Below are 26,004 nucleotides of genomic sequence, written 5' to 3' on the forward strand. Positions count from 1 at the left end.
TTGCCCGACCACGAGGCCCGCAGCATCTGCGGGCCTCGTGTCGGTGTGGCAGTCCAAGTGTTCAGGCGCGCACCCCAGCCGCCAGCAGGGTGCGCGCCTCCTCGCGACCGTCGAGCAGCCGATTGACGCGCCGGGTCACCTTCCACTCGCCGTCGATCTTGGCGAGCTCCCACCGGTTGGCGGTGRTCCGGTGGACGCGGAATCCGTCGTCGTCGTGAATGATCAGCTGCGACTTGCACGTGGCCACCGCGGTGTCACCGTCGACGCGCACGTGCCCGGGCTCGAGCATGTGCGCGCAGCCGCCGCCGATCCAGCCCTGGTGCGCCTGCGACTGCACCATCGCCGTGATGGCCGCATGCCCGCGCATCACCCCGGTGTCGACGTCGTACACACCGTCCTCGGTCCACAGGCGTGCGACCGCGTCGGCCGAACCGCTGTCGATGGCGGGACCGTAGGCGGTCATCAGCTCGAGGATGGCGAGCTTGTCTTCGAGCGCGGTGACGCGTTCGGCGAGTGCGCGGACGAGTTCTTCGGTGCCGGTCATGGACGGATCCTGTCTTCGGTTGCGGTGCGGAAGGAGAGGTCGAGTTCGTCGCCCAGCTGCCGGAGGGCCTCCAGTTGCTCGCAGTAGTGGGCTGCGCTCGTGGACGCGAGGGTGGCGCTGACGACGGTGGTGCCGGCGTCGCGTCGTCGTTCGAGGGCGCGGGTCACGGTGTCGCGGGAGCCGATCGGATCGAGGGGCGCGCCGGCGCTGAGGACCACCTCGAAACCCTCGGGGAGGTCGACTCTGGCGAGCAGCGTGCACAACTCGTCGAGCGACAGGCCGAACGGCACCCACCCGTCGCCGAGCGTCACCGCGCGGCGCAGGGATCGCAGAGTCCGTCCCCCGATCCACAGCGGAACCCGCGGCTGGACGGCGTGCGGTTCGACGACGACGCCGTCGAAGTCGTAGAACGTGCCGTGGTACTCGGGCCGAGGTTGTGACAGCGACGCACGGAGCGCCGCGAGGGCGTCGTCGGCGCGGGCGCCCCGGTCGTCGAAATGGGCGCCGAGCAGGTCGAATTCCTCGCGCAGGCTGCCCACGCCCAGCCCGAGGACGAGTCGGCCGCCGCTGACGACGTCGAGCGTGCCGTAGCGCTTCGCGATCTCGAGGGGGTGGTGATAGCCGAGTACCAGGACCTGGGTGGCGAGGCGGATGCCGGTGGTCTGGGCGGCCAGGAACCCGAGGGTCGCGAGCGGGTCCCAGTAGGTGCCGCCGCGCTCGACCGCGACGTCGGTGGGGACGGCGACGTGCTCGCTGCAGGTGAGGTGGTGGTAGCCGAGGCGGTCGGCGGTGCGGGCGATCGCGGTCAACTCCGCGATGCCGGCGCCGAGTTCCCAGTCCTCGCGGACGGCGGGGTGCGCGATGACGATGGGTGGCGCGATTCCTATGTGCATCAGGTGGTTACTCCGCTGTCGGGGGTCGGTCTGTCGTCACCGTTGTAGTGGAGGTGCCCCGGGGGTCGCGCGGGCGTTCCCGCTGACCGGGCGCGGCGATTGTCCGATTTCTTCCCCGCGGCGGGCACGGCTGGTACATTTTAAGAATTCATTTCAATTTTTGTCGGGCGTATGCGTGTGACCAGGATATTTGGAGGCGTCGATGACTGTCGTCGATTCGGATGATGCACTGTCGGTACCCGCTGCGAAGAAGGATCTGCCACCGTCGATGGTCGAGCGGATGACGCTGATCCTCGACGCCTTCGACGGCCGCACGTCGCGCCTGACCCTCGAGGAGGTCGCGTGCCGCACCCGGCTGCCGCGGTCCACGGTGCACCGCATCCTCGATCAGCTGGTTCGCCTCGACTGGGTCGACCACGCCAGCTTCGGCTACTGCCTCGGACGGCGCGCGATGGGGCTCGGCGGCGGCGACAACGGGCACAGCCAGGTCCGGGCCGCGGCGGCACCGCTGCTGCACGACCTGCACATGCAGACCGGAATGGTGGTGCACCTGGCCGTGCTGGACGGTGCGGAGAGCGTGTACCTGGACAAGGTGGGCGGACGGATGGCCGCGAGCCTGCCGTCGCGGGTGGGTGGGCGCGTGCCCGCCTACACGACGGCGGGCGGCAAGGCGATGCTGGCGTGGGTGGACCCGGAGCAGGTCGACAGCATGTACGGGCCGCGGCTCAACCGGAGCACGGACCGCACGATCACCGAACTGTCCACACTGCACCAGGAGCTCAACCGGATCCGGCAGCGCCGCGGCCTCGCGTTCGAGCGGGGCGAGGCGGTGCGCGGAATCGGCTGCGTCGGTGTCGCGGTCCGCAGCGCCGACGGGCCGGTGGCCGGCATCTCGCTGTGCGGCGACACGCGCACCGTCCAACTCGAGCGTGTCGCCCCGCTCGTCGTCGACGCCGCCCGGGAAGTCACCCGGACGCTCCACCCCGAACTGGGAACACCCCGTCGCGGCCGCCGGACCCCGGAGATCCCGGACAGCTCGTGGTCGACCGAGACGCTGGACCAGCTCCTCGCGGTGCAGTCCGGGCAATGGCTGTAGCGCCCGTGCGCGTGTGACGAGTCGCTGGACTCGCTACGCGCGCACGGGCCGCGGAGCGGCGTCGATGCCGAAACCGCCCCGGAAGAACACCATCGGACGTTCCTCGCACACCGAGTCGAGTTCCAGGACGCGTCCGATCACGACGTCGTGGTCGCCGGCGGTGTGCACCGACTGCACGTCCGCGTGCACGCGGACGAGGACCCCCGGCAGCGACGGCGTCGACCACCGCGACGGCTCCCAGGCGAGCCCGTCGAACTTGGTGCCCCGGCTCGAGCCGAACCGGACACAGAGGTCCGTCTGGTCCTCGCGCAGCACGTTGATCGTGAAACGCCCCGACCGCCGGATGCGCGGCCATGCTCGCCCGCGGTGATCGGCGCAGAACAGGATCAGCGGCGGCTCCAGGGACACCGACGCGAACGACTGACACGTGAAACCCACCGGACCCTCCGTGTCGAGGCCGGTCACCACCGTCACTCCGCTGGCGAATTGGCCGAGGGCACGGCGCATCTCGTCCGGTGACGGTGCGTCCGAGCGGGTCCCGGGCTGGGTGCCGGCCGGTTCGATTGCCATCAGACCGCCTCCGATTGCTCTTCCGTCGCCGACCCGTTCGACGATCGTCCCCGAGGCTAGGGACGGCCCAGAACCGTCACGAGATGCCGTCTCGGTCAGTGGAAATCCCCGGCCGATGCCTGCGCGCACAGGGCGATGTCTCGCTGACCGGGATCGCTTCTGTCCGAGCCTGGAGCGCGCTGGCAACGTGACCGACCATGACGACTGACTCGAGTTACGAGGGCACCCTGAAGGAGCTGAAGACCGACCTCGGCGTGCTTCGCTACCATGAGGCCGGCGACGGCCCGCCTCTTCTGCTGCTGCACGGCTCCGGCCCCGGCGTGACGGGGTGGCGCAACTTCCGCGGCAACCTCGGCGTCTTCGCCGAGCACTTCCGCACCTTCGTCCTGGAGTTCCCGGGATTCGGGGTCAGCGACGACTTCGGCGGTCATCCGATGCTCACCGCAGGCGACGCGGTACTCCGCTTCCTCGACGGGCTCGGACTGGACGAGGTGGCAATGCTCGGAAACTCGATGGGCGGCATCGTCGCCACCCAGTTCGCCATCGCGCACCCCGACCGGGTCGGCAAGCTGATCACCATCGGCGGCATCGGCAGGAACCTCTTCAGCCCCGGCCCCGGTGAGGGCATCAACCTCCTGATGGAGTTCACGGACGACCCCACCCGGGAACGACTGATCGCGTGGCTGCACTCGATGGTGTTCGACCCCGCGATGGTCACCGAGGAACTGATCGAGGAACGCTGGACGCAGGCAACCGACCCCGAGACCCTCGCCAGCGCCCGCAAGATGTACAGCAGGGCGGCGTTCGAGGCCGGCGCCAAGGCGGCACTCGAGTCCGATGCGACGCCGTACTGGGCTCAGCTGCACAAGGTGAAGGCGCCGACACTGCTCACGTGGGGCCGCGACGACCGGGTCAGCCCGCTGGACATGGCGATCATCCCGATGCGGTCGATTCCCCGGGCGGAACTGCACGTGTTCCCCAATTGCGGGCACTGGGCGATGATCGAGCAGAAGACGGCGTTCGAGAGTGCCGTCCTCGCCTTCCTCCTCCGCAAGGACGGCACCGGACGATGAGCGGCACCGAAGAAAACTTCGACACCACAGTCGATTTTCTCGTCGTCGGCAGCGGTGGCGGCGGCATGGCCGCGGCGATCACCGCGGCCGACCGGGGAATCGACACTCTCGTCATCGACAAGGGCACCACGTTCGGCGGATCCACCGCCATCTCCGGGGGCGGCATCTGGATTCCCAACGCCCCGACACTGCGGGAGAAGGGTGTGGTCGACTCGCGGGAATCGATCCGCCGCTACCTCGACATCATCACCGAGGGCACGGTTCCCGCCGACCGTCTCGACGCGTTCGTCGACAAGGGCCCCGAGCTGATGGACCTGCTCGACCGCAGCCCGCACATGAAGCTGTACTGGGTGAAGGGCTACTCCGACTACCACCCGGAGTATGACGGCGGCCGTCCGCTCGGACGCACCATCGAATGCACGCCGTTCGACACCCGGGCGCTGAAGGAGGACGAGCAGTATCAGCGGCCGAACAGCATGAAGGGTCCGCTGGGACTGTGGGTCACGTCCAAGGACTACCACGACCTCGCCATGGTCAAGCGCACCTGGAAGGGCCGCAAGGCATCACTGGTCGCGGCGTGGCGGGTGGCGTCCAACGTGATCCGCCGACGCCACATGGCCACCGGCGGCCGCGCACTCGTGGCGCGGATGCGGATGGTCCTCAAGGATGCCGGGGTGCCGCTGTGGCTGAAGACGTCGATGACGGAACTGATCGTCGACGGCACCGGAGCGGTCGTCGGTGTTCTCGCCGAACGCGACGGGCACACGGTCCGGATCGGCGCCCGCCACGGCGTGCTGCTCGCGACCGGCGGATTCGACCACAATCAGGACATGCGCGCGAAGTATCTACCCAAGCACGGCGTCCCGGACGTCAGTGCCGGCGCCCGGGAGAACACCGGCGACGGCATCGTCGCCGGCCAGAAGCTCGGCGCGGCAGTCGACCTCATGGACGACGCCTGGTGGATGCCGTCGGTGCTCCACCCGATGGGCGCCGTGATCCCGCTCGTCTCGGAACGGTGCATTCCGCCGTCGGTGATCGTCAACGGCCGCGGCGAACGCTTCACCAACGAGTCGTCGCCGTACGTGAACTTCGTCCACGACCAACTCGACGGCGGTCACGTCCCGGCGTGGTTCGTGATGGACGGCAAGGCGAAGTCGCGGTACCCGTTCGCGCAGGTGCTGCCGGGTGTGCCGTTCCCGCAGGGGTTCTACGACTCCGGGGTCGTGCACAAGGCGGACACGCTGCGCGACCTCGCCGACGCGATCGGCGTCAAGGCCGACACCCTGGTCGCGACCATCGACCGGTTCAACGGCTTCGCCCGCACCGGCAAGGACGAGGACTTCGGCCGCGGCGACAGCGCGTACGACCGGTACTACGGCGACCCGACGATGAAGAACCCGTGCCTCGACGAGATCGTCGAGGGACCGTTCTACGCGATCCGGTGCGAGGCCGGCGACCTGGGGACCAAGGGCGGACTCGTCACCGACGCCGACGCGCGGGTGCTCCGCGAGGACGGTTCCGTCATCGACGGCCTGTACGCCACCGGCAACACGTCGGCGTCGGTGATGGGCAACGAATACGCCGGTGCGGGCGCGACCATCGGTCCCGCCATGGTGTTCGGCTACATCGCCGCGCTGCACGTCGCCGACGTGAGTGGCGAGGCGTCCCGGACCACGCGACAGCACTCACGTGCGGGAGAGGTGGCGTGATGCTGAGCGATGCGCAGCGACTGTCCGCCGCCCACCTGCTGCGGAACGCCGAACAGGACCGTGCGCCGATCGACCCGTTGACCACCGTGTTCCCGGGCATCGACGTGGTCGACGCCTACGAGATCGCGCTGATCAATATCCGCGCGCGGCTGGAGGCGGGGGAGACGGTGTACGGCCACAAGGTCGGGCTGTCATCCGAGGTCATGCAGAAGATGATGGGCGTCGACGAACCCGACTACGGACATCTGCTGTCGAGCATGGTGTACGCCGAGGGGACGCCGATCGACACTGCTCGATTCTGCTACCCGCGCATCGAGGTGGAGATCGGGTACGTCCTCGGCGAGACCCTGCCGGGGGAGGGATGCACCGAAGAGGACGTGCTGGCGGCTACCGAATACATCGTTCCCAGCATCGAACTGATCGACTCCCGCATCACCGACTGGAAGATCGGGCTCGCCGACACGATCGCCGACAACGCGTCCTCGGCGGGCATGATCCTCGGCGCCGGACGGGTGGAACCGGCGAACGTCGACATCGGCGGGATCTCCGCCGTGCTGTTCCAGGGCGAGGAGGAGATCGCGCGGGGCGAGGCGTCGGCGGTGCTCGGCAATCCCACGAAGGCCGTGGCGTGGCTGGCCCGGAAGGTCGCCAGCTTCGGAGTGCGACTCGAGGCCGGGCACGTCATCCTGCCCGGCTCGTGCACCCGCGCGATCGACGCCCGGCCCGGTGACGTGTTCCGCGCCGATTTCAGTGACATCGGTTCTGTATCAGTAGAATTCAAGTAAAGGCGACAACTGTGACCAAGGCTCTCGCCGCGATCGTCGGATCCGGCAACATCGGCACCGACCTCCTGTACAAGCTCCTCCGCTCGGAGATCATCGAGCCCCGCTGGATGATCGGCGTCGACCCGGACAGTGAGGGACTGAAGCGCGCCACGGACCGGGGTGTGATCGCCAGCGCCGAGGGTGTCGACTGGCTGCTCGCCCAGGACGAGCGCCCCGACATCGTCTTCGAGGCCACGTCCGCCTACGTGCACCGGGCGAACGCCCCCCGCTACCGGGAACTCGGCATCCAGGCCGTCGACCTCACCCCCGCCGCGCTCGGACCCGCCGTCGTGCCCGCCGTGAACATGGGCGAGCACCGGACGGCGCCGAACGTCAACCTCATCACGTGTGGCGGCCAGGCAACCATCCCGATGGTGTACGCCGTCTCCCGGATCGCCGAGGTGGCGTACGCCGAGATCGTCGCCAGCGTGGCGTCGCCGTCCGCAGGCCCGGGCACCCGCGCGAACATCGACGAATTCACGATCACCACGAGCCGGGGCATCGAGACGATCGGCGGGGCGAAGAAGGGCAAGGCGATCATCATCCTGAACCCGGCCGAACCGCCGATGTTCATGAAGGACACAGTGTTCTGCTCCATTCCCGCCGACGCCGACCGGGACGCGATCACCGCGTCCATCCACGACGTCGCAGCGTCCGTGCAGGCGTACGTCCCCGGCTACCGACTGCGCGCCGAACCGCAATTCGACGACCCGACGCCGATCAGCGGTGGCCTCGCCCGGGTCGGCATCTTCCTCGAGGTAGAGGGAGCGGGCGACTTCCTGCCGCCCTATTCCGGCAACCTCGACATCATGACCGCCGCCGCCACCAAGGTCGGCGAGAGCTTCGCGACGCAGATCCTCGGCGCGAGCGTCTGACGCGTCCGCCCCATTCACTCTTCGAAGGAATACCGATGCCTTACAGTGCCGATCTCGACATCCGGGTGACGGACTCGTCCCTGCGCGACGGATCCCACGCCAAGCGACACCAGTTCACCGTCGACCACGTCCGCTCGATCGTCGGGGCGCTCGACGCCGCCGGGGTCCCGGTCATCGAGGTCACCCACGGCGACGGACTCGGCGGTTCCTCGTTCAACTACGGCTTCAGCCACACCCCGGAGCAGGAACTGATCAAGGCCGCGGTGGAGACGGCGGAGCGGGCCAGGATCGCGTTCCTCATGCTCCCCGGACTGGGCGTCCAGTCCGACATCCGGGAGGCTGCGGACAACGGCGCAAGCATCTGCCGCATCGCCACGCACTGCACCGAAGCCGACATCTCCGTGCAGCATTTCGGTCTCGCCCGCGAACTCGGGCTGGAGACCGTCGGCTTCCTGATGATGTCGCACAGCCAGCCGCCGGAGGTTCTCGCGAAGCAGGCCCGGATCATGGCCGACGCCGGCTGCCAGTGCGTGTACGTGGTGGACTCGGCCGGGGCGCTGATCCTGAACGCCGTCAGCGACCGGGTGTCCGCCCTGGTGGCCGAACTCGGCGACGACGCGCAGGTCGGCTTCCACGGGCACGAGAACCTCGGGCTCGGTGTCGCCAACTCGGTGCTCGCCGTCGAGTCCGGCGCCCTCCAGATCGACGGCTCCACCCGGCGCTTCGGTGCGGGCGCGGGCAACACCCCGGTCGAGGCGTTCGCCGCCGTCACCGAGAAGCTCGGAATCCGCACCGGCATCGACACGCTGAAGATCATCGACGCGGCCGAGGACGTCGTCCGGCCGATCATGGACGGCGACTGCCTGCTCGACCGGCTGTCGCTGACGATGGGCTACGCGGGTGTCTACTCCAGCTTCCTCAAGCACGCCGACTCCCACGCCCGCCGGTACGGCGTGTCCGGTGCGGAGATCCTCATCGAGGCCGGCCGACGCAAGCTGGTCGGCGGTCAGGAGGACCAGCTGATCGAGATCGCCCTCGGTCTCGCAGACCGGGAGTCCGCGGGTTCCGCAGTCGCCGAGAAGAAGTCCGCCTAGGCGTTTCGCCGGGTACCGACACCAGAAAGCCGAGATCATCATGGGCCAGGTTCTTGACAGGATCGAACAGTACGCGGACGAGATCCGAGCGGAAGGCGCCGAGGGCGACAAGCTGATGCGCCTGTCCGACACCTCCGCGAAACGGTTGCGCGACTCCGGAGTGATGCGGATGCTGCAGCCCAAGGAGTACGGCGGCTACGAATCGCATCCGCGCGAGTTCGCGGAGACCGCGATGGGCATCGGCGCCATCGACGGGGCCGCGGGCTGGGTCAGCGGCATCGTCGGCGTCCACCCGTGGGAACTCGCGTTCTTCGACCGCACGGCCCAGGACGAGGTGTGGGGCGAGGACTCCGACATGTGGATGGCCTCGCCGTATGCGCCGATGGGTGTAGCCGTGCCCACCGACGGCGGCTACGTCCTCAACGGCCGGTGGTCGTTCTCCTCGGGCACCGACCACTGCGGGTGGATCATGATCGGCGCCGCGGTCGGCGACCGGGACGGCAACCGGGTGATGCCGCCGCAGATCCTGCACGTGCTGCTGCCACGCTCGGACTACGACATCGACCAGGACAGCTGGAACGTCGTCGGACTGCGCGGCACCGGGTCCAAGGACCTGATCGTCAAGGACGCGTTCATCCCGCAGCACCGGACCCTGCAGGCCGACAAGGTCTTCGACGGGTCCGCGCCGAAGGAGTTCGGCCGCACCCAGACGCTCTACAACTTCCCGTTCTCGTGCATCTTCCCGCTCGGCATCACGTCGTCGCTGATCGGCATCGCCGAGGGCGCGCTGGCCTGCCACCTGAATGCGCAGCGTGAACGTGTCACCGTGTCGGGTACCGCGATCAAGGACGACCCGTACGTGCTGTTCGCGATCGGCGAGGCGGCGGCGGAGATCGCGGCGTCGCGCGCGGCGATCCTCGAGACGGTCGACCGGTTCTGGGACATGACCGAGAAGGGCCGGGACGTCTCGTTCGAACTCCGCTCCATCGGCCGGCGCACGCAGACGGCCGCCGCGTGGCGGGCGGTGCGTGCCGTGGACGAGATCTTCGCACGCTCCGGTGGCGGTGCGCTCCAACTGAAGACACCCTTGCAGCGCTTCTGGCGGGACGCCCACGCCGGCCTCTCCCACGCCATCCACGTGCCGGGGTCGATCTTCCACTCCTCGGCTCTGACCCAGCTCGGCGGGGAACCTCAGGGCATCCACCGCTCCATGATCTAGGCGGCTCCGCCGCCCGTGCGCCTTTCTGGTAGTCCCTGCTACCAGAAAGGCGCACGGGCGGCGGAGCCGCCTCCAGGAAAGGACTTTCACATGACCGACATTCGCGGGCTCGGCTACCTCAGGATCCAGACGAAGGACGTGCCACGCTGGCGTGAGCTGGTGGTGGACGGGCTGGGCATGGCCGAGGGTTCCGGTCCCGAGCCCGACGGCCTGTACCTGCGCGTCGACGAGCGGCGGTCGCGGCTGATCGTCCTCCCGGGTGACACGGACACGGCACTCGCGGTGGGGTGGGAGGTGCGCGACCAGTTCGCCCTCCAACGGGTGCGTGAGCAGGTGGAGAAGTCGGGTGTCACGGTCGACGTCCTGTCCGAGGAAGAGTCGCGCTACCGCGACGCAGAGCAGGTGATCGCGTTCGACGATCCGTCCGGCACACGGGTGGAGGTGTTCTTCGGGCCCGTCCTCGACCACAGCCCGGTCGTCACCCCGCACGGCGGGCGGTTCGTCACCGGCGCACAGGGTCTGGGGCACGTGGTCCTCCCGACGCCGGCGTTCGAGGAGGCCTACACGTTCTACACCGAGGTGCTGGGCTTCCTGCCGCGCGGGGCGATCCGGCTCGGACCGGCCGACGCCCCGGGACCAGCCCGCCGGGTGCGGTTCATGGGTGTCAATCAGCRCCATCACAGCCTCGCGTTGTGCCCTGCGCCGCGCAGCGGCGAACCCGGGATGGTGCATCTGATGACGGAGGTCGACACCCTCGACGCCGTCGGGCAGGCACTCGACCGGCTCGGTAAGCTGGGCTTCTCCATCTCGTCGACCCTCGGCCGCCACACCAACGACCGCATGGTGTCGTTCTACGTGCGTGCCCCCGGCGGCTGGGACCTCGAGTTCGGCACGGAGGGCATGCTCGTCGACGAGACGCACTACACCGCCGAGGAGATCACGGCGGACAGCTACTGGGGTCACGACTGGTCGGGTTCCGAGCCGCTGGCGGCGTTCTCATGACGTTGTCGCGTGCCCGGATCGGCGCGGTGGCCGCGCTCCTCCTTCTCGGCGGAAGTGGCTGTTCCACTGCGACTTCCGAGACGGCGACGGATCCGGCTGCGCTCCGGCCGGGACAGCTGCTGTCGTCCCGCGCCGTCGCGGACGGTCCGGCCCTGCCGAGCGCCGGACGGAACGAGGTGATCACCTACGCGTCGCAGGACGGCAACGGCGACCCCGTCGTGGTGTCGGGCGCCGTGTCGATTCCTCGCACGCCGGCACCCGAGGGTGGATATCCGGTGATCAGCTGGGCGCACGGCACGACCGGCGTCGCGGACGCGTGCGCCCCGTCCGCGGATTTCGCCGGAGGCCCCGCCCACGGCTATCTCTCCGGGGTGAACGCGTCCCTCGACGACTGGGTCGCCAAGGGATATGCGGTGGTGAGCACGGACTACCAGGGTCTGGGCACGCCGGGCATCCACCCGTACGTCAACGGTGACACGGAGACGAACGCTGTCGTGGACATCGTCCGCGCCGCCCGTGCGATGGATCCGGCGGTCGGCTCGACGTGGTTCGTGATCGGCCACAGTCAGGGTGGGCAGGCGGCGTTGTTCACCGCCGCGCAGGGCGGGGAGCGCGCCCCGGAACTGCACCTCGGTGGTGCCGTGGCGATCGCCCCGGGCAACGGGCTCGACCAGACGCCGCAGTACTTCCGCTCGGGTGTTCCGGGTATCGAAGCGGCCGAGGCGTTCCTCCCGCTGATCCTCCTCGGAGCCCAGGCCGCGGATCCCGCCWTCGACCCGTCGACGTTGCTGACGGAGCGGGCGCAACCGCTGCTGACGGTGGCGCGGACCGGGTGCATCGACGACATCCGGAAGGTGCCGCCCGTGCCCGCCGGTCAGGTCTTCCGTCCCGACGCCGACCTGGGACCGCTCACCGAATACCTGGCCCGCCRGGAGCCGTCGAGGGTCCACGTGCAGGTCCCGACGCTGGTCGCGCAGAGCTCCGGCGACCTGGTGGTGAGCAAGCCGTCGACGGATCTGATGGTGAAGACGTTGCAGGACAACGGGAACGAACTGACGTATCGGACGTACGAGGGTGCGGACCATCGCGGGACGATCGGCGCGTCGCAGAAGGACGCGCAGGATTTCGTCGCCGGGATCCTCGCCGGCTGAGGATGCCGGGACCTCGTCCGACGACGCGCCCATCAACAGAATGTTGACAACAGGCTGTTGATAGCGTGTGGTGGTCGGGTGACCACCGACGACCAGACACACGCGGCCGAACTCGATCAGGCACGCACGACGCTGAACGAGGCCGGTGCCGCGCGGCTCGAGCGGCGCCCCTGGGAGCATCCCGGGCAGCCACGTTCGGACACCGATCTCGTCAGGTTCGCGGCGTGGGCCGGCCGGGACGCGCAGGGCACGGACCCGGCGGTGCTCGCGGCCGGGCTGCGGCTGCTGTCGTCGGCTCGGGTGGAGCTCGATCAGATCGAGGCCGGCCTGCTGTTCGCCGCCCGGGCCAGTGCGATGACCTGGCCGCAGATCGCGCAGGCGCTCGGCCTGGGTTCGGCGCAGGCTGCCCAGCAGCGCCTGAACCGGGTCCTTGCCCGGGCCGGCGACCGCGACGCGGAGGCCTGAACGTGCCGATCGTGCCCCTGCTGGACGCGTCCGAGCGTTGCGGTGCCAAGGCCCGCAACCTCGGCCTGCTGCTGCGTGCCGGATTCCGGGTGCCCGACGGATTCGTGATACCCGACCCGCTCGGCAATCCCGGTCGGGAGCGGGAGATCGAGGCCGGACTGCGCCGTCTCGGTCCCGGTCCGTTCGCCGTGCGCTCGTCCGCCCTCGCGGAGGACGGCGTCGAGTCTTCGTTCGCCGGACAACTGGCCACGACGCTCGGGGTCACCACCACCGCCGAGGTGATCGAGGCGGTGTATCGCAGCGCCGCGTCGGGTTCCTCGCCCGAAGCCGTCGCGTACGCGGCTCGCACCGATCGAGAAGCCCTCGCGTCGGCCGGGGTGATCGTGCAGGTGATGGTGCAACCCGAGACGGCCGGAGTCATGTTCACCCGGCACCCGGTCACCGGGGCCGAGCAGGTGGTGATCGAGGCTGCGCGGGGCCTCGGCGAGGCAGTCGTGGCCGGGACCGTCACTCCGGAGGCGTACCTGGTCGACGGTGTGCACGTGCAGGTCGCCCGGCACTGGGGCGGGCAACTGCTGACCACCGCCCAGGCTCTGGCCGTCGCGGCGCTGGGACGCGACGTCGAGAGCCTGTTCGGGTGCCCGCAGGACATCGAGTGGGCGATCGCCGGCGACGACATCTGGGTCCTGCAGGCCCGCCCGATCACGACCGCGTCCTCCGCCGCGCTGCCGGTGCGAGCAATGCCGGGGGAGATGCTGCTGACAGGCGTCGCAGCCAGCCCGGGCACCGCTGCCGGGCCTGCGCGGATCATCGGCAGCCTGGACGACTTCGCCCGCTTTCGTTCGGGCGACGTGCTGGTTTGCCGAACGACCTCGCCGGCGTGGACGCCGCTGCTGGCCCGCGCGTGCGCGGTGGTCACCGAGACGGGCGGGATGCTCGCCCACGCCGCGATCGTGGCCCGCGAATTCGGCATCCCGGCAGTCCTGGCAGCGGCGGGGGCCATGACCACCCTGACCGAGGGCCGACGGGTCCGCGTCGACGGCACCCACGGGCACGTCGGCACCGCGGGGAGGATGTGATGTCGCACCGCACACCGACGGACATCCTGGTGCTGCACGCCGTGCGGATCCTGGGCTACGCGGAGACCGCGCGCATCGCTGCCCGGTTCGCGCTGCCTGCAGGACTGGCAGCCGAGCACCTGCTCGATGCCGAGGCCCGTGGGTGGGTCACCCACACCGACTTTGCCGGGGACAGCGGCTGGTCCCTGACCGAAACCGGGAAGGTGCACGGCGAGCGACTGCTCGCCGCCGAGCTCGACCGGTGCGGCACCCGCGCCGTGGTGGTGCAGGTGCACCAGGACTTCCTGCCGCACAACGTCGCCGTGGCGGACGCGTGCACCGCCTGGCAGCTGGCCGAGATGGGCCTCGGCGAGGCGACCGTGACCATCGACGAGACGATCACCCGCCTGGCGACCGCGGCGGACGCCCTGGCCGAATTCGAGGCGCGCCTGGTCGCGGGCACGGACCGGTTCGCCGGCTATCACCATCGGTTCGCCGGCGCCGTCGAGCGAGCGGGTACCGATCCGGGCTGGATCACGGCAACCGACCGCGACTCCTGCCACCGCGTCTGGTTCGAGTTCCACGAGGACCTCGTCGCTTCCCTCGGCCTGGCCCGATGACAGGCCTAGTCTCGACTCATGGGCCTGCGACTGCGAGACAGCATCGGACGTCAGCTATGCGAGCTTCGCTACGAGCCGACGGCGAAGCGGATCCGTGCCGTGCTCAACGGGACCACCGTGGTCGACAGTGACCGTGCGGTCCTGGTCTGGGAACCGCGGCGCGTCGTTCCCACGTACGCGGTGCCGTCGGACGACATCGATGCGGAGTTGTCGGCGGAGCCAACGGATTCGGTGGCTGCGGAGGGGACCGGCGACGTCGGCTTCGCCCTGCCGGACGTGACGACGCTGCCGGTACTCGACCCGCGGGTGCCGTTCTCGGTGCACAGCACGGCGGGCGAACCCGTCGTGCTCCGTACCGCCGGCGCAGAGCACGCCGTGGGGTTCCGGCCCGGCGACGAGGATCTGACCGGGTACGTGGTTCTCGATTTCGACGGCTTCGACCGTTGGCTCGAGGAGGACGACGAGATCGTCGGTCATCCGCACGACCCGTTCCAGCGCATCGACGTTCGCCGCACGTCCCGTCATATCCGGGTGATGTTGGGCGACATCCTCCTCGCCGACACGCGGCGCGCGAAAATGCTGTTCGAAACACTGCTTCCGGTCCGCTACTACCTGCCGCCCGGCGACGTCGTCGCGGAGCTGCAACCGAGTGCGACGACGTCGTACTGCGCCTACAAGGGCGAGGCTTCCTACCGGTCCGCGGTGACCGCAGGCGGAGTGCTTCACGACATCGCGTGGCGATACGACGAGCCCCTCGTCGACGCGTCGGAAGTTCGGGGACTCGTGGCGTTCTTCGACGAGCGGCTCGATCTGGTCGTCGACGGTGTGGCCCGGCCTCGGCCGGTGACCCCCTGGTCCTAGTACTCCTCGCGGGTGCCGGTGTCTGCGCGCCCGAGGACGATCTCGAGCGCCCGGGCCTCGTGCGCGTGTCCGAGCAATTCGTATCCGACGACCGTGACGACCGGTGCCAGCATCACCACGATCAGGCACCACGCCATCGACACGCCTTGCGCCGCCAGCACCAGTGCGAGCGCGATCGTGGCCGCGGTCAGGACGAGGAGCAGGATGTGGAACGGGTCGGGCACCCGCAGCAGATACGTGTACAGCGCGTAGACACCCGCGAGGAAGATCGCGACGGGTGCGGCGACGGAGAGCACCGTCGCCGCCGCGCCGATATGGGAGGCGTGTTCGATGTAATACGCCGCCACGTGTAGTCCGGCCCCCACCGCGGCCAGCGACGCGAAGAGCGCGATGTGGCTGTAGCCCCAGACGAACGACCGGCTGCGATACACCGCGAGCACCTCGGCCGACGGCAGGGTGTAGTACACCCACCACAGTCCGAACGTGAGTCCGATGCCGGCGACCGCGACGAGTATCGCATCGAGTGTCCAGCCCTGGTGTTCGACCACGGCGGACAGCGATGCCACGGTGCCGATCACGCCCTCGCCGAGGGTGATGATGACGAGCAGGCCGTGACGCTCGACGATGTGGTGTGCGTGCCAGGGCGTTCCGCCCTTGTACCGTTCGGCGATGACGGGGCTGGTCAGCTCGACGAGGATGAGGATCGCGCCGAGGCCGAACGCGTACTCGACGGTGAGGGGCGCGATCACCAGTGCGACCCAGCCGATCTGCGCGAGGACGAGCATCGTGGCATACGTCAGTGACGCGGAACGGTGCTCGGGGTCGTGTTTGGCGGCGCGCAGCCATTGGAACACCATGGCGATGCGCATGACGATGTACCCGGACACCATCACGGAATTGTCGAGTTCGACTCCGCGGTCGATGGACGCGAACATCGGAGGCATGCCCAGCGCCAGGATGACGACGCCGATCATCTGGATCATGGTGGTGACCCGGTAAATCCAGTCGTCGGTGTCGTAGGCCGACGCGAACCAGGAGAAGTTGATCCACGCCCAGATGATCGAGAACATCGCGAACGCGAATCCCGCGAGCCCGGCGGCGACGTGTCCTTCGGCAACGAGGTGCGCGAACTGATCGCCCGCGACGCCGAACGCGACGACGAACGTCAGGTCGAACAGCAGCTCCAGCGGCGTTGCCGCACGGTGTTCCTCGTGCGGATCACGCCCGACCATCTTCTGGACACGGTGGGCGAGGTTCCTGCTGTTCGGTGCCGGTTGTCCGGGCGTGTTCACGGCGGCCCGCTACGGAGTTCCCTGGTCTGCCTGCACCACGAGGTCCGCGACCGCGCCGGGTTGGGACACCAGGACGGCGTGCGACGCCGAAACTTCCGTGATCCGGGCTCCCGCGCGCGTGGCCATGAACCGCTCCGCGGCCGCCGGAATCACGCGATCGTTCTGAGCGACCATGGCCCAGCTGGGTGTCGACGCCCACGACGGATCGGCGGTCGGCTCGAGGTTCGCGACGAGCGCAGCCGACTTCTGGTGCGCGATCATCCCGGCGACGGTGGCGTCCGGGACGTCCTGGGCGAACACCTCGTGGAAGCGGCCGGGATCGATGTACCCGTCGAGGTTTCTCCCGGCGATTCCGGTGGGATCGTTCTCGACGACCTTCACCTGCAGCACCGGCGGGAGCAGCTGGCTGCCGGGGAACCGGATCGGGTCGAGGTTCAGCATGACCGGCTCGCCCTGCGCCGGGGCGAAGGCCGCCACGTAGACGAGGGCCTCGACGTTCGGCGAATGCACATTGGTGATGACGGCGCCGCCGTACGAGTGACCGACGAGCACCACCGGTCCCGGGATGTCCGCGAGCACCTTCTCGATGGCGGCGGAGTCGTAGGCCGGTCCGCGCAACGGGTTGTCCGGGACCACGACTTCGTACCCTCGGCCGCGCAGTTCCGCGGCCACCGCATCCCAGCTGGTGGTGTCGGCGAACGCGCCGTGGACCAGCACCACCGTCGGCAGATCCTGGGCGAGGGCCGGTCCGGCCCCCACGGTCAGCGTGCCGGCAGCCGCGATCGCGCACGCGGCAACGGCGGTTCGAAGTCGAAGAAGTCGCATCACTCGTCTCCCGAGTCAGGAAAGAACACAGTGGTTAGGGGTGAAGGGGCTTGCGCGCCAGGTGTAGTCGCGTGACGACAGGCATCGCCGTACGAGAGCAACGCCGTGGCCTGGCCCTTCGTCGCTGAGATTACTCGCCCGCAGCGCGGTCGGCACCATTTCGGCTAGCGTGATCGGAGGGGGACGTTCCGCTCGTCTGTGCACGCTCCGCCGTCGTCAGGAGGAACCCCGTGGATCTCGCCTTACGTGGCACCGTCGCCGTGGTCACCGGAGCCAGCAAGGGAATCGGGTTCGCCATCACCCGCGCGCTCGCCGCGGAAGGCGCGTTCGTGGTGGCGGGGGCGCGTTCGCCCAGCTCCGAACTGGAAGAACTCGTCCGCGGCGGAACGGTGGAGGCGGTGCACGTCGACCTGTCGACCCCCACCGGTCCGGGCGAACTCGTCGCCGCCGCCACTGCTCGGGGCAGTCTCGGCATCGTCGTCAACAACGTCGGTGCCGCCCACCCCAGACTGACCGGGTTCCTCGACGTGACCGACGAAGACTGGATCACGACGATGAATCTCAACCTGATGTCGGCGGTGCGGACGATCCGCGCCGCCCTGCCCACGATGATCGCGGCGGGCCGGGGAAGCATCGTGACCACGAGTTCGGTCAACAGTTTCCTGCCCGACCCCACCGTCATCGACTACTGCGCGTCCAAGGCCGCGCTCACCAACTTCTCGAAGGCCCTGTCGAAAGAGTTGGGACCGTTGGGTATTCGGGTGAACACCGTCAGCCCCGGTCCGGTGTCGACCGCCCTCTGGCTCGGCGACGACGGGGTCGCCGCCACGGTGGCGCGCGCCGCAGGCGGTGACCCGGAGGCAGTGGCGGAGCGTGTCGCGGAGCAGGCGGTCACGGGCCGGTTCACCCGCCCGGACGAGGTGGCGGATCTCGTCGTGTTCCTCGCGAGCGGCCGGGCGGGCAATGTGACGGGCTCCGATTTCGTGATCGACGGCGGACTCGTCACCACCCTCTGACGTCCGCGGCTACCGGCGGCCCAGAAGTTTCCGCATACCCTCGGCTGCCCCGCGCACGAGTGCGTCGCGGGGGAAACCGCTGCGCTTGCGCGCCGCGTCGTAGTTGCCGCCCGCCACCCAGACCGGGCCGTCGGCGATGTGCGCGAGCCCCTCACGGGCAACGTCTTCGGGTTCGGCGACGTTCATTCCGGGAAGATCGAAGTTCAGGCCCGCCCGGACCATCGCCGGTGTGCGGGTGACGCCGAGGACCAGTTCGACCACGTGGACGCCGAACGGCGCGAGTTCGAGCCAGAGGCTTTCCGCGAAGATCCGGCCGAACGCCTTGGCTGCGGCGTAGATGCTCTGGTCTTCCGAACCCAGGTACCCGGCCAGCGAACCGACCAGCACGACGCCACCGTGGCCGCGGTCCTTCATCCTCGCGGCGAAATGCTGCGAAAGGTGCAGCTGCGAGGTGATGTTCAGGTCGATGACGCGCTGGAAGCCGGCGAGGTCGCCGCTGACGAACTCGTGTCCGTAACTGTTGGCTCCGGCGTTGAAGATCAGCAACCCGACCTCGACGTCGTCGGTGGCCGTGCGGATCCGGTCGAGGGCGTCCGGATCAAGGAGATCGAGCGCGAGTGTGCGCACCAGGACGCCGTGGGCGCGGACCGTGGCCGCGGTCTCCTCGAGCGGCCCGGGCTTGCGGGCGATCAGCACGAGGTTGATCCCCGCGCGGCCCAGTTCCTCGGCGAAACTCGCGCCCACACCCTCGGAGCCGCCCGCTATCACGGCCCACGGACCGTAGTGCTCGGTGTCGATCATGTTGTGTCCTTCCGAAAATCGTTCAGTGGGCGACGGTTGGGGTCGGGACGGGGTCGGGATCGCGCACCGGGACGACGCCCGCCTCCGCGGCTCGGGTGATCGACGCCGTCAGCGCCGAACATCCTTTCCGGGGAGCGCCGGGGCCCCCCGGTCCGGCGCTGCCGATCTCGCGGCACCGGGCGCGGGCCGCGTCGTCCCACTGAACGGAAGTGTGTTCCCAGCTGTTCTTCTGGACCAGCACGCTCGCGCCGCACTCAGTGCACTGCAGCGGTTGCATCGGCTTCGCGCGCCTTTCGTGCGAGGTTCTCTTCGACTTCCCTCTTCCACGACTCCACGGGGCGGGTGGTGTCGAGTTCGAATTCGAACCGGTCGGTCATCTGCGAGGTCACCGCGTCGACGTCGACGTAGAACTGCTCGTACCACCGTCGCAGCTGGTAGACTGGGCCGTCCTCCTCGCACAGGAGCGGATTCTCGATGCGGGTCTTGTTCTTCCAGATCTCGATGTCCTGCTCGAAACCCTTCGCGATGAACGTGCCGAAATTCTTCGCCATCTCGGTGGCCGCGTCGCCGTCGAGTTCCTTCGACTTCTTGACGATGATGCCGTACTGCAGCACGAACTTGTCGGCACTGACGGGGTAGTGGCAGTTGATCAGCACGGAGTCGACGTCGTGTGTCTCGTAGCGGTACGTCAGGTCGTCGACCATGAACGACGGACCGAAATACGTCGCATCCGAGCGGCTTCCGAGCATGCGGGGCTGACCCGACGCGTGCGGGCGCATGTCGTCGCGGGCCTGGCCGCGCATGAACTGGCTGGCGACGTGGCCCTCGAAGACGTTCTTGAAGTAGGTGGGGAACGAGTAGTGCACGTAGAAGAAGTGCGCCATGTCGACGATGTTGTCGACCACCTCGCGGCAGTGGGTGTCGACCGTGGTCCGGTACCAGACCCAGTCCGTCCACCCGTCGTCGAGTGCGCCGTCGATGCGGGGAATCGTGACGTCCGCGGGCGGCGGATTGCCCTCCGGATCGTTCCACACGAACAACATCCCGTCCTGGTCGAGCGCGTGCCACGACCGGGTCCGGGCGAGCGGCGGAACCCGGCGCGCGTACGGAATCTTCTTGCACCGGCCGTCGCTTCCCCACCGCCAGTCGTGGAACGGGCACGCCACCTCGTCGCCCTTGACCGTGCCCTGGCTGAGGTCGCCGCCCATGTGCCGGCAGTAGCCGTCGAGCACGGCGAGATCGCCCGCACCGTCGGCGAAGACGACGAGTTTGGTTCCGAACGCTTCGACGGAATGGGGCTTGCCGTCCCGGAATGCCTCGGACAATCCGATGCAGTGCCATCCACGGGCGAATCGGGTGGGCGCTGCGCCCGCGTCGATTTCGCGTACCTCGACTGTCTCGGACTGTTGGGTGGTCACGATGCGTCCCGTCCTCTCCTGGGCTTGTGCGGTGCCCTGCACGCTAAGTGAGCGCGGACGGCGCGCATCGCGTGGTCCCACTGGACGGGACCGGGCGGTGGGGCGGTGTTTCCCGTTGAGCGAGACGCACATCCACGCGCGGGTGTGATCGCCCTACCCTCCGACAGATGACGAACGAGGTCCTGAGATCGGTCCGCGGCCTGCTGCCGATGATCGCGGAACGCGCGGACAAGGTCGACGAGTCGCGGCGGGTGTCCGAACAGGTGATCCGTGAGCTCGGCGACGCCGGAATGTTCAAGATGCTGCAGCCCAGGCGGTACGGCGGCACGGAAGGCGATCCGGTGCACTTCTACGAAGTGGTGCGCGCAGTGTCCGGTGTGTGCGGTTCGACGGGCTGGCTGGCGTCCGTGCTCGGGGTGCACCCGTGGCACCTGGCGCTGTTCGACGACCGGGCGCAGCGGGACGTGTGGGGCCACGACGATTCGGTGCTCGTGTCGTCCGCCTACGCACCCGTCGGGCGGCTCGTTCCGGTCGAGGGCGGTTACCGGCTGACGGGGGACTGGCATTTCTCCTCGGGCTGCGAGCACGCGTCGTGGGCGCTGCTCGGCGCGATGTTGGTCGGGACTGCGGGCCGCCCGGTCGATTTCATGACCGCGCTGGTGCCGCGGTCGGACTACCGCATCCACGACGTGTGGGACGTGGTGGGGATGCGCGGCACGGCCAGCAACGAGATCAGTGCCGAGGACGTGTTCGTTCCCGACTACCGGATCAAGAGGAACTACGAGACGGCGCAACTGCGCGGACCCGGACAGAAGGTGAACCGGGGACCGCTGTACCGGCTGCCGTTCGCCACGCTCTTCACGACCGCCGTCGCGGCGCCCGGGGTCGGCATCGTCGCGGGGTGCTACGAACGCTATCTGACGTTCATGCGGGAACGCGTGCGGCTCAGCCTCGGTGGCGGAAGATTCGTCGACGACCAGTTCGCCCAGGTCGCGGTGGCCCGGGCGTCGTCCGAGATCGACGCCGCGATACTGCAGATGGATCGCAACGTGCGTGAACTGTGGGAACTGGCCGAGGCCGGGGAGGAACTCCCCATGGGTCTGCGCCTGCGGGTGCGCCGCGATCAGGTTCGCGCGACCGAGCGAGCCCTCGACGCGATCGACCTGCTGTTCAAGACGGCCGGCGGGAGTTCGCTGTCGCGCGGCAACGCGATCGAACGGTCGTGGCGCGACGCCCACGCGGGCAGCGTGCACGTGGCCAACGAGCCCGAACGCGCCCTCGCCCTGTTCGGCAGGGGCGCGTTCGGGCTCCCGGTGGAGGACAACCTCGTGTAGTCAGCTCCGCATGTGCTGAACTGCCCGGTAGGAGAAGACCATCGCGGTGCCGAGCGGCACTCCGGGACCGGGATAGAACCGGCCGCTGAGCGATGCGCTGGTGTTGCCCGCCGCATACAGTCCGTCGATGGGTGTGCCGTCGGCGCGCAGGACGCGGGCGTCGGCGTCGGTCCGGACACCGCCCTTGGTGCCGAGATCGCTGAGCACGATGCGGGCCGCGTGGAACGGACCCTGCGACACCGGGCTCAGTGCCGGGTTCGGTGGCGCGTCCGCACCCGTGCCCGGCGGGCAGAAGAAGTTGTCGTACGGGTCCTCTCCCCGGTGGAAGGCCTCGTCGACGCCGTGCTTGGCGAAGTCGTTGAACTGTTCGACGGTGCGGCGCAGAGCGTCTGCGGGGACGCCGATCTTCTCCGCGAGTTCCTCGATCGTGTCGGCCGAGACCCAGGTGCCCGCCGCGTGATGCTTCTCGGCGGAGATGTTCGGAATGGAGATGGCAGGCAACACGGGCCCGCCCTCCTTCGAGTCGAACACGAGATACGAACTGCTGCTGCCGTGCTCGATCATCGCTCGACCGAACTGGTCGTACGGCAGCGACTCGTTGAGGTACCGCTCTCCGGACGTGTCGACGAGAATGCCGCCGCGCACGCCCACCATGAAAGCGCCGGAGCCGTCCGGAAGTTCGACCCCGGGGCACCACCACGCCTCGTCGAGGAGTGCGGTGTCGGCACCGATGTCCACCGCCGCCCGCAGCAGGTCACCGGTGTTCGCGCCGCGCGGGCCCATGCTCCAGTCCGCCTTGCCCGGCGTTCCGTTCTCGGTGCGCAGGGCCGCGTTGCCCTCGATCCCGCCGGCCGCGAGCAGCACGCCGCGCGTCGCCCGGATCCGGACGGTCTCACCGGCGGCGTTCGTCGCCTCGACGCCGACGACCCGGCCGTCCTCGACGATCAGCGAGCGCGCGGCGGTCTCGGTGCGCAGTTCCGCGTGCCCGGTGCCGTGCAGAGCCATGAGAAGGCGGCCGATCAGGGCGCGGCCGCCGTTCAGTGTTCCCTCCGGATGCGGTTTCCCGGCCCGGTCGACGTCGGCCTCGGGCCGGATGACCTCACGCAGGTCCCCGACCTCGTCGCCCGGCAGGTCGAGCGGGTTGATCGCGCGACCGTAGTCCATCCGGCCGGGGGCCTTGTAGTAGTCGGGGAACGCGCGCCACTCGAACTCGATGTGGGGATCGCGTTCGAGAAGGTCGACGACCTCGGGCGCCGTGGCGACGTACGCCTCCTGACGGTCGATCTCCTCGTCGCCCACCACTGCGCGCAGGTACGTGCGCGCCTTGTCCGTGGAGTCGCCGATGCCGGCGCGCTCCTGCACGGCGGTGCCCGGCAGCCACACCGCGGCGCCGGAGTACGCGGACGTGCCGCCGAACAGTGGGGTCTTCTCGAGGACGAGGGTGCGCAAACCCTGCGAAGCGGCCGTGTAGGCGCCGGTCAGCGCGCCGCCCCCCGAACCGACCACCAGCACGTCGCACTCGGTTGTCCAGTCCTGCATCGTCGTTTCCTCCGTTGATGGTCTGTGGAGACTGGCGGTCCAGTCGTGGGGTTCACGCAATCGCATCCGGGCGACCTGCGGCACGTGCGGTCCCACTCACCGGACGAAATTCGATGGTTTCCCGATCCAATGCGAGAATCGACACCGGATCCGGGGCTGTGTGCGGAGTGAAGGGGGATCGAGGGTGCCGAGAATCGCCGAAGTGCGGGACGCTGCCGAACCGAGTTCGGAGGAACAGCGGGCACGCCACGTCCGCATGCTCGAGGCCGCGATCGAACTGGCCACCGAGAAGGAACTCGCCCGAGTCCAGATGCACGAGGTGGCCAAACGCGCCGGCGTCGCGATCGGGACGCTGTACCGGTATTTTCCGTCGAAGACGCATCTGTTCGTCGCGGTGATGGTCGACCAGATCGACCGGATGGGTGTCGGGTTCAAGAAGAGCGCGCCCCCCGGCGAATCGCCGCAGGATGCGGTGTACAACGTTCTCGTCCGCGCCACCCGCGGCCTGCTGCGGCGGCCCGCACTGTCCACCGCGATGATCCAGTCCACGAGCACCGCCAACGTCGCGTCCGTGCCGGACGCGGGGAAGGTCGACCGGGCATTCCGGCAGATCATGCTGGACGCCGCCGGGATCGAACATCCGACGGAGGAAGACCTCACGGCGCTGCGCCTGCTGGTGCAGTTGTGGTTCGGCGTCATCCAGTCCTGCCTCAACGGCCGGGTCTCGATTCCCGATGCCGAGTCCGACATCCGTAGGGCGTGTGACCTGCTGCTGGTCAACCTGTCGCATCGCTGACAGCCCGCCGGCGTGGGGCGGCCTCACCGAAGAGATCGAAGTGAAATTCATTCCTGGCCTCTGAGCTGCGCGGAGAACTATTTCGCACGGCAAAGGGCATTGATGTCTCCTCAAAAATAGAATACATTTCAAAAATGAGCCGCGGACGCGTCCGCGAGCCAGAAGAACCCAAGGAGCGGAACATGGGCAACGCCGTCATCGTCGACGCGGCACGGACACCGATCGGGCGCCGGCGCGGGGCACTGTCCGGACTACACCCCGCCGAACTACTCGGCGCCGCACAGCGGGGTGTCCTCGAACGTGCCGGTGTCGCCCCGGCGGACATCGGGCAGATCGTCGGCGGATGCGTCACCCAGGCCGGTGAGCAGTCCAACAACGTGACCCGGCAGGCATGGCTGCACGCGGGACTGCCGTACGCGACGGCGGCCACGTCGCTCGACTGCGCCTGCGGATCGTCCCAGCAGGCCGTGCACGTCGTGGCGGGTCTCATCGCGTCCGGCCAGATCTCCGCCGGAATCGGATGCGGTGTCGAGGCGATGAGCCGGGTGTTCCTCGGCCAGGCCGTCACACCGGAGACCGGCAACCCGTACCCCGACGACTGGTCGATCGACATGGGCGACCAGTTCACGTCCGCCCAGCGCATCGCCGAACTGCGCGGATTCGGGCGCGGCGACGTCGACGCGTTCGGCCTCGAGTCGCAACGACGCGCCGCCCAGGCCTGGGCGGACGGACGGTTCGACCGCGAGATCGTTCCCGTCACCGCTCCCGTCGTGGACAAGTCCGGCACACCCACCGGTGAACTCGCGGTCGTCACCCGGGACGGGGGACTGCGCGAGACGACGGCGGAGGCCCTGTCGGCCCTGAAGCCCGTGATCGACGGCCACGTCCACACCGCGGGCAACTCGTCCCAGATCAGCGACGGCGCCGCCGCCGTCCTGCTCATGGACGGCGGCCGTGCCCGCGAACTCGGATTGCGGCCGCGCGCGAGGATCGTCGCGTCCGGCATGGTCGGCTCCGACCCGTACTACCACCTCGACGGGCCGATCGAGTCGACGCGCATGGTCCTCGAACGCGCCGGAATGTCCTTGGGCGACATCGATCTCGTCGAGATCAACGAGGCGTTCGCGTCCGTCGTGCTGTCGTGGGTGCAGGTGCACGGGGCCGACATGTCGAAGGTGAACGTCAACGGCGGCGCCATCGCACTCGGACATCCGGTGGGCTCCACCGGGGCCCGGCTGATCACGACCGCCCTGCACGAACTGGAGCGCTCCGACACCTCCACCGCGCTGGTCACGATGTGCGCCGGTGGCGCGCTGTCCACCGCAACCATCATCGAACGCATCTGACCCCGAACGATCGACGAGGCCGACATGACAATGGGATTGACCGAAGAAGAGCGCGACTTGCGCGACTCGGTGCGGGGCTGGGCCACGCGGACCGTGACCCCGGCCGTGCTCCGGGAGGCCGTCGAGGCCAAGACCGAGCAACGACCGCTGTTCTGGAAGTCGTTGGCGGACCTGGGTGTACTGGGACTCCACCTGCCCGAGGACGTGGGCGGGGCGGGGTGCGGGCTGGTGGAACTGGCAGTGGTCACCGAGGAACTGGGCCGGGTCCTGCTGCCCGGTCCCTTCCTCCCGACCGTGCTGCTCGGTGCCGTCCTGCACGAGTCCGGGCGCACGGGTGAGCTCTCCGGGCTGGCCGACGGTTCGGCCCTCGGCGCGGTGGCCCTGCAGCCGGGTTCGCTGCGTCTCGTCCGGGACGGCGGAGTGGTGACGCTGGAAGGTGAGTCCGGGTACGTCCTCGGCGGGCAGGTGGGCGACCTGTTCCTGCTCGCGGCAACGGATGGCGACGAGACCGTCTTCGTGGTGGTCGCCCGCGACCGGCTCGACGTCACCGACCTACCCAGCCACGACGTGGTGCGTCGCAACG

The 26,004-nt window shown here is 69.0% G+C and carries 27 protein-coding genes; 18 read left to right on the forward strand and 9 right to left on the reverse strand.

Translation table 11 applies throughout. From position 1 onward, the window contains the following. Window positions 1-61 precede the first annotated feature (61 nt). Entirely contained in the window at window positions 62-544 is a 483-nt protein-coding gene (locus AC1D1G_RS18815; protein ID WP_477953184.1) for a nuclear transport factor 2 family protein, read from the reverse strand. Beyond that, complete coding sequence (locus AC1D1G_RS18820) at window positions 541-1,437, reverse strand: TIGR03619 family F420-dependent LLM class oxidoreductase (RefSeq protein ID WP_283331401.1); 897 nt, start codon at window positions 1,435-1,437, stop codon at window positions 541-543. The genes AC1D1G_RS18815 and AC1D1G_RS18820 overlap by 4 nt, the downstream gene beginning before the upstream one ends. 202 nt (window positions 1,438-1,639) lie before the next feature. On the opposite strand from AC1D1G_RS18820, the gene AC1D1G_RS18825 reads away from it, so the two are divergent. Beyond that, window positions 1,640-2,533, forward strand: a complete 894-nt coding sequence (locus AC1D1G_RS18825) for an IclR family transcriptional regulator (protein WP_280781481.1) — start codon at window positions 1,640-1,642, stop codon at window positions 2,531-2,533. 33 nt (window positions 2,534-2,566) lie between these two features. Here the strand turns inward: AC1D1G_RS18825 and AC1D1G_RS18830 are convergent, their stop codons facing one another. Further along, window positions 2,567-3,103, reverse strand: a complete 537-nt coding sequence (locus tag AC1D1G_RS18830; protein ID WP_283352483.1) for a flavin reductase family protein — start codon at window positions 3,101-3,103, stop codon at window positions 2,567-2,569. A 197-nt stretch (window positions 3,104-3,300) separates the two neighbouring features. Here AC1D1G_RS18830 and AC1D1G_RS18835 point away from each other — a divergent pair, with 197 nt between their 5' ends. From AC1D1G_RS18835 to AC1D1G_RS18890, 12 genes are all read left to right on the forward strand, one after another. Then, window positions 3,301-4,176 (forward strand): alpha/beta fold hydrolase, encoded by an 876-nt coding sequence (locus tag AC1D1G_RS18835; protein ID WP_477953185.1) that lies wholly within the window; start codon window positions 3,301-3,303, stop codon window positions 4,174-4,176. Next, window positions 4,173-5,885 (forward strand): FAD-binding protein, encoded by a 1,713-nt coding sequence (locus AC1D1G_RS18840; protein ID WP_477953186.1) that lies wholly within the window; start codon window positions 4,173-4,175, stop codon window positions 5,883-5,885. The genes AC1D1G_RS18835 and AC1D1G_RS18840 overlap by 4 nt, the downstream gene beginning before the upstream one ends. Then, a complete protein-coding gene (locus AC1D1G_RS18845) occupies window positions 5,885-6,670 on the forward strand; it encodes a 2-keto-4-pentenoate hydratase (RefSeq protein ID WP_283352481.1) in 786 nt (261 codons plus the stop codon). Before AC1D1G_RS18840 ends, AC1D1G_RS18845 begins: the two co-directional genes overlap by 1 nt. An 11-nt stretch (window positions 6,671-6,681) precedes the next feature. Continuing rightward, complete coding sequence (locus AC1D1G_RS18850; protein WP_283331397.1) at window positions 6,682-7,584, forward strand: acetaldehyde dehydrogenase (acetylating); 903 nt, start codon at window positions 6,682-6,684, stop codon at window positions 7,582-7,584. Window positions 7,585-7,619: 35 nt separating this feature from the next. Beyond that, a complete protein-coding gene (gene dmpG, locus AC1D1G_RS18855; RefSeq protein ID WP_280781487.1) occupies window positions 7,620-8,678 on the forward strand; it encodes a 4-hydroxy-2-oxovalerate aldolase in 1,059 nt (352 codons plus the stop codon). A 40-nt stretch (window positions 8,679-8,718) separates the two neighbouring features. Beyond that, the gene (locus tag AC1D1G_RS18860) at window positions 8,719-9,897 is read left to right on the forward strand and encodes an acyl-CoA dehydrogenase family protein (protein ID WP_280781488.1); all 1,179 of its coding nucleotides are present in this window, start codon (window positions 8,719-8,721) and stop codon (window positions 9,895-9,897) included. Between the two features lie 90 nt (window positions 9,898-9,987). After that, window positions 9,988-10,899 carry a biphenyl-2,3-diol 1,2-dioxygenase gene (gene bphC / locus AC1D1G_RS18865; RefSeq protein WP_477953187.1) on the forward strand — a complete coding sequence of 304 codons (912 nt, stop codon included), beginning with the start codon at window positions 9,988-9,990 and terminating at the stop codon, window positions 10,897-10,899. Next, window positions 10,896-12,050, forward strand: coding sequence for an alpha/beta hydrolase family protein (locus AC1D1G_RS18870; RefSeq protein ID WP_477953189.1), 1,155 nt, complete (start codon window positions 10,896-10,898; stop codon window positions 12,048-12,050). The genes bphC and AC1D1G_RS18870 overlap by 4 nt, the downstream gene beginning before the upstream one ends. Window positions 12,051-12,128: 78 nt before the next feature. Then, window positions 12,129-12,515, forward strand: a complete 387-nt coding sequence (locus AC1D1G_RS18875; RefSeq protein WP_477953190.1) for a hypothetical protein — start codon at window positions 12,129-12,131, stop codon at window positions 12,513-12,515. Between the two features lie 2 nt (window positions 12,516-12,517). Continuing rightward, complete coding sequence (locus AC1D1G_RS18880) at window positions 12,518-13,594, forward strand: PEP/pyruvate-binding domain-containing protein (protein ID WP_477953191.1); 1,077 nt, start codon at window positions 12,518-12,520, stop codon at window positions 13,592-13,594. Beyond that, a complete protein-coding gene (locus AC1D1G_RS18885) occupies window positions 13,594-14,193 on the forward strand; it encodes a hypothetical protein (RefSeq protein ID WP_477953192.1) in 600 nt (199 codons plus the stop codon). Before AC1D1G_RS18880 ends, AC1D1G_RS18885 begins: the two co-directional genes overlap by 1 nt. A gap of 18 nt (window positions 14,194-14,211) precedes the next feature. Continuing rightward, entirely contained in the window at window positions 14,212-15,054 is an 843-nt protein-coding gene (locus tag AC1D1G_RS18890) for a DUF427 domain-containing protein (RefSeq protein ID WP_477953193.1), read from the forward strand. Here AC1D1G_RS18890 and AC1D1G_RS18895 read toward each other — a convergent pair. Both AC1D1G_RS18895 and AC1D1G_RS18900 read right to left on the reverse strand, forming a co-directional pair. Beyond that, entirely contained in the window at window positions 15,051-16,286 is a 1,236-nt protein-coding gene (locus AC1D1G_RS18895; RefSeq protein ID WP_477953207.1) for a low temperature requirement protein A, read from the reverse strand. The two genes, AC1D1G_RS18890 and AC1D1G_RS18895, sit on opposite strands and share 4 nt — an antisense overlap. Before the next feature lie 69 nt (window positions 16,287-16,355). After that, window positions 16,356-17,171, reverse strand: coding sequence for an alpha/beta hydrolase (locus AC1D1G_RS18900; protein WP_283331389.1), 816 nt, complete (start codon window positions 17,169-17,171; stop codon window positions 16,356-16,358). Between the two features lie 230 nt (window positions 17,172-17,401). Between AC1D1G_RS18900 and AC1D1G_RS18905 the strand changes: the two genes are divergently transcribed. Continuing rightward, window positions 17,402-18,187, forward strand: coding sequence for an SDR family NAD(P)-dependent oxidoreductase (locus tag AC1D1G_RS18905; protein ID WP_477953195.1), 786 nt, complete (start codon window positions 17,402-17,404; stop codon window positions 18,185-18,187). A 9-nt stretch (window positions 18,188-18,196) separates the two neighbouring features. Here AC1D1G_RS18905 and AC1D1G_RS18910 read toward each other — a convergent pair whose 3' ends face one another. From AC1D1G_RS18910 to AC1D1G_RS18920, 3 genes are read right to left on the reverse strand one after another with little or no spacing between them, the layout of a single operon-like run. Then, window positions 18,197-18,988 (reverse strand): SDR family NAD(P)-dependent oxidoreductase, encoded by a 792-nt coding sequence (locus AC1D1G_RS18910; protein WP_477953196.1) that lies wholly within the window; start codon window positions 18,986-18,988, stop codon window positions 18,197-18,199. A gap of 22 nt (window positions 18,989-19,010) precedes the next feature. Beyond that, complete coding sequence (locus AC1D1G_RS18915) at window positions 19,011-19,265, reverse strand: hypothetical protein (RefSeq protein WP_280781498.1); 255 nt, start codon at window positions 19,263-19,265, stop codon at window positions 19,011-19,013. Next, on the reverse strand, window positions 19,243-20,406 hold the full coding sequence (locus AC1D1G_RS18920; RefSeq protein ID WP_477953197.1) for a 3-ketosteroid-9-alpha-monooxygenase, oxygenase component: 1,164 nt from the start codon (window positions 20,404-20,406) through the stop codon (window positions 19,243-19,245). Before AC1D1G_RS18920 ends, AC1D1G_RS18915 begins: the two co-directional genes overlap by 23 nt. 167 nt (window positions 20,407-20,573) lie before the next feature. Between AC1D1G_RS18920 and hsaA the strand changes: the two genes are divergently transcribed. Next, window positions 20,574-21,740, forward strand: coding sequence for a 3-hydroxy-9,10-secoandrosta-1,3,5(10)-triene-9,17-dione monooxygenase oxygenase subunit (gene hsaA, locus AC1D1G_RS18925; RefSeq protein WP_477953199.1), 1,167 nt, complete (start codon window positions 20,574-20,576; stop codon window positions 21,738-21,740). On the opposite strand, the gene AC1D1G_RS18930 is transcribed toward hsaA, so the two are convergent. Beyond that, window positions 21,741-23,279, reverse strand: coding sequence for an FAD-dependent oxidoreductase (locus tag AC1D1G_RS18930; protein ID WP_477953200.1), 1,539 nt, complete (start codon window positions 23,277-23,279; stop codon window positions 21,741-21,743). 184 nt (window positions 23,280-23,463) lie between these two features. Here AC1D1G_RS18930 and AC1D1G_RS18935 point away from each other — a divergent pair, with 184 nt between their 5' ends. The 3 genes from AC1D1G_RS18935 to AC1D1G_RS18945 all read left to right on the forward strand — a co-directional run. Then, window positions 23,464-24,075, forward strand: a complete 612-nt coding sequence (locus AC1D1G_RS18935; RefSeq protein ID WP_011597920.1) for a TetR/AcrR family transcriptional regulator — start codon at window positions 23,464-23,466, stop codon at window positions 24,073-24,075. Between the two features lie 182 nt (window positions 24,076-24,257). After that, entirely contained in the window at window positions 24,258-25,421 is a 1,164-nt protein-coding gene (locus tag AC1D1G_RS18940; protein ID WP_477953202.1) for a steroid 3-ketoacyl-CoA thiolase, read from the forward strand. A 24-nt stretch (window positions 25,422-25,445) separates the two neighbouring features. Beyond that, window positions 25,446-26,004 (forward strand): acyl-CoA dehydrogenase family protein (locus AC1D1G_RS18945; protein ID WP_477953203.1); only part of this gene is annotated, 559 nt, incomplete at its 3' end.

The organism is Rhodococcus sp. P3_B8 (genome assembly GCF_056402775.1).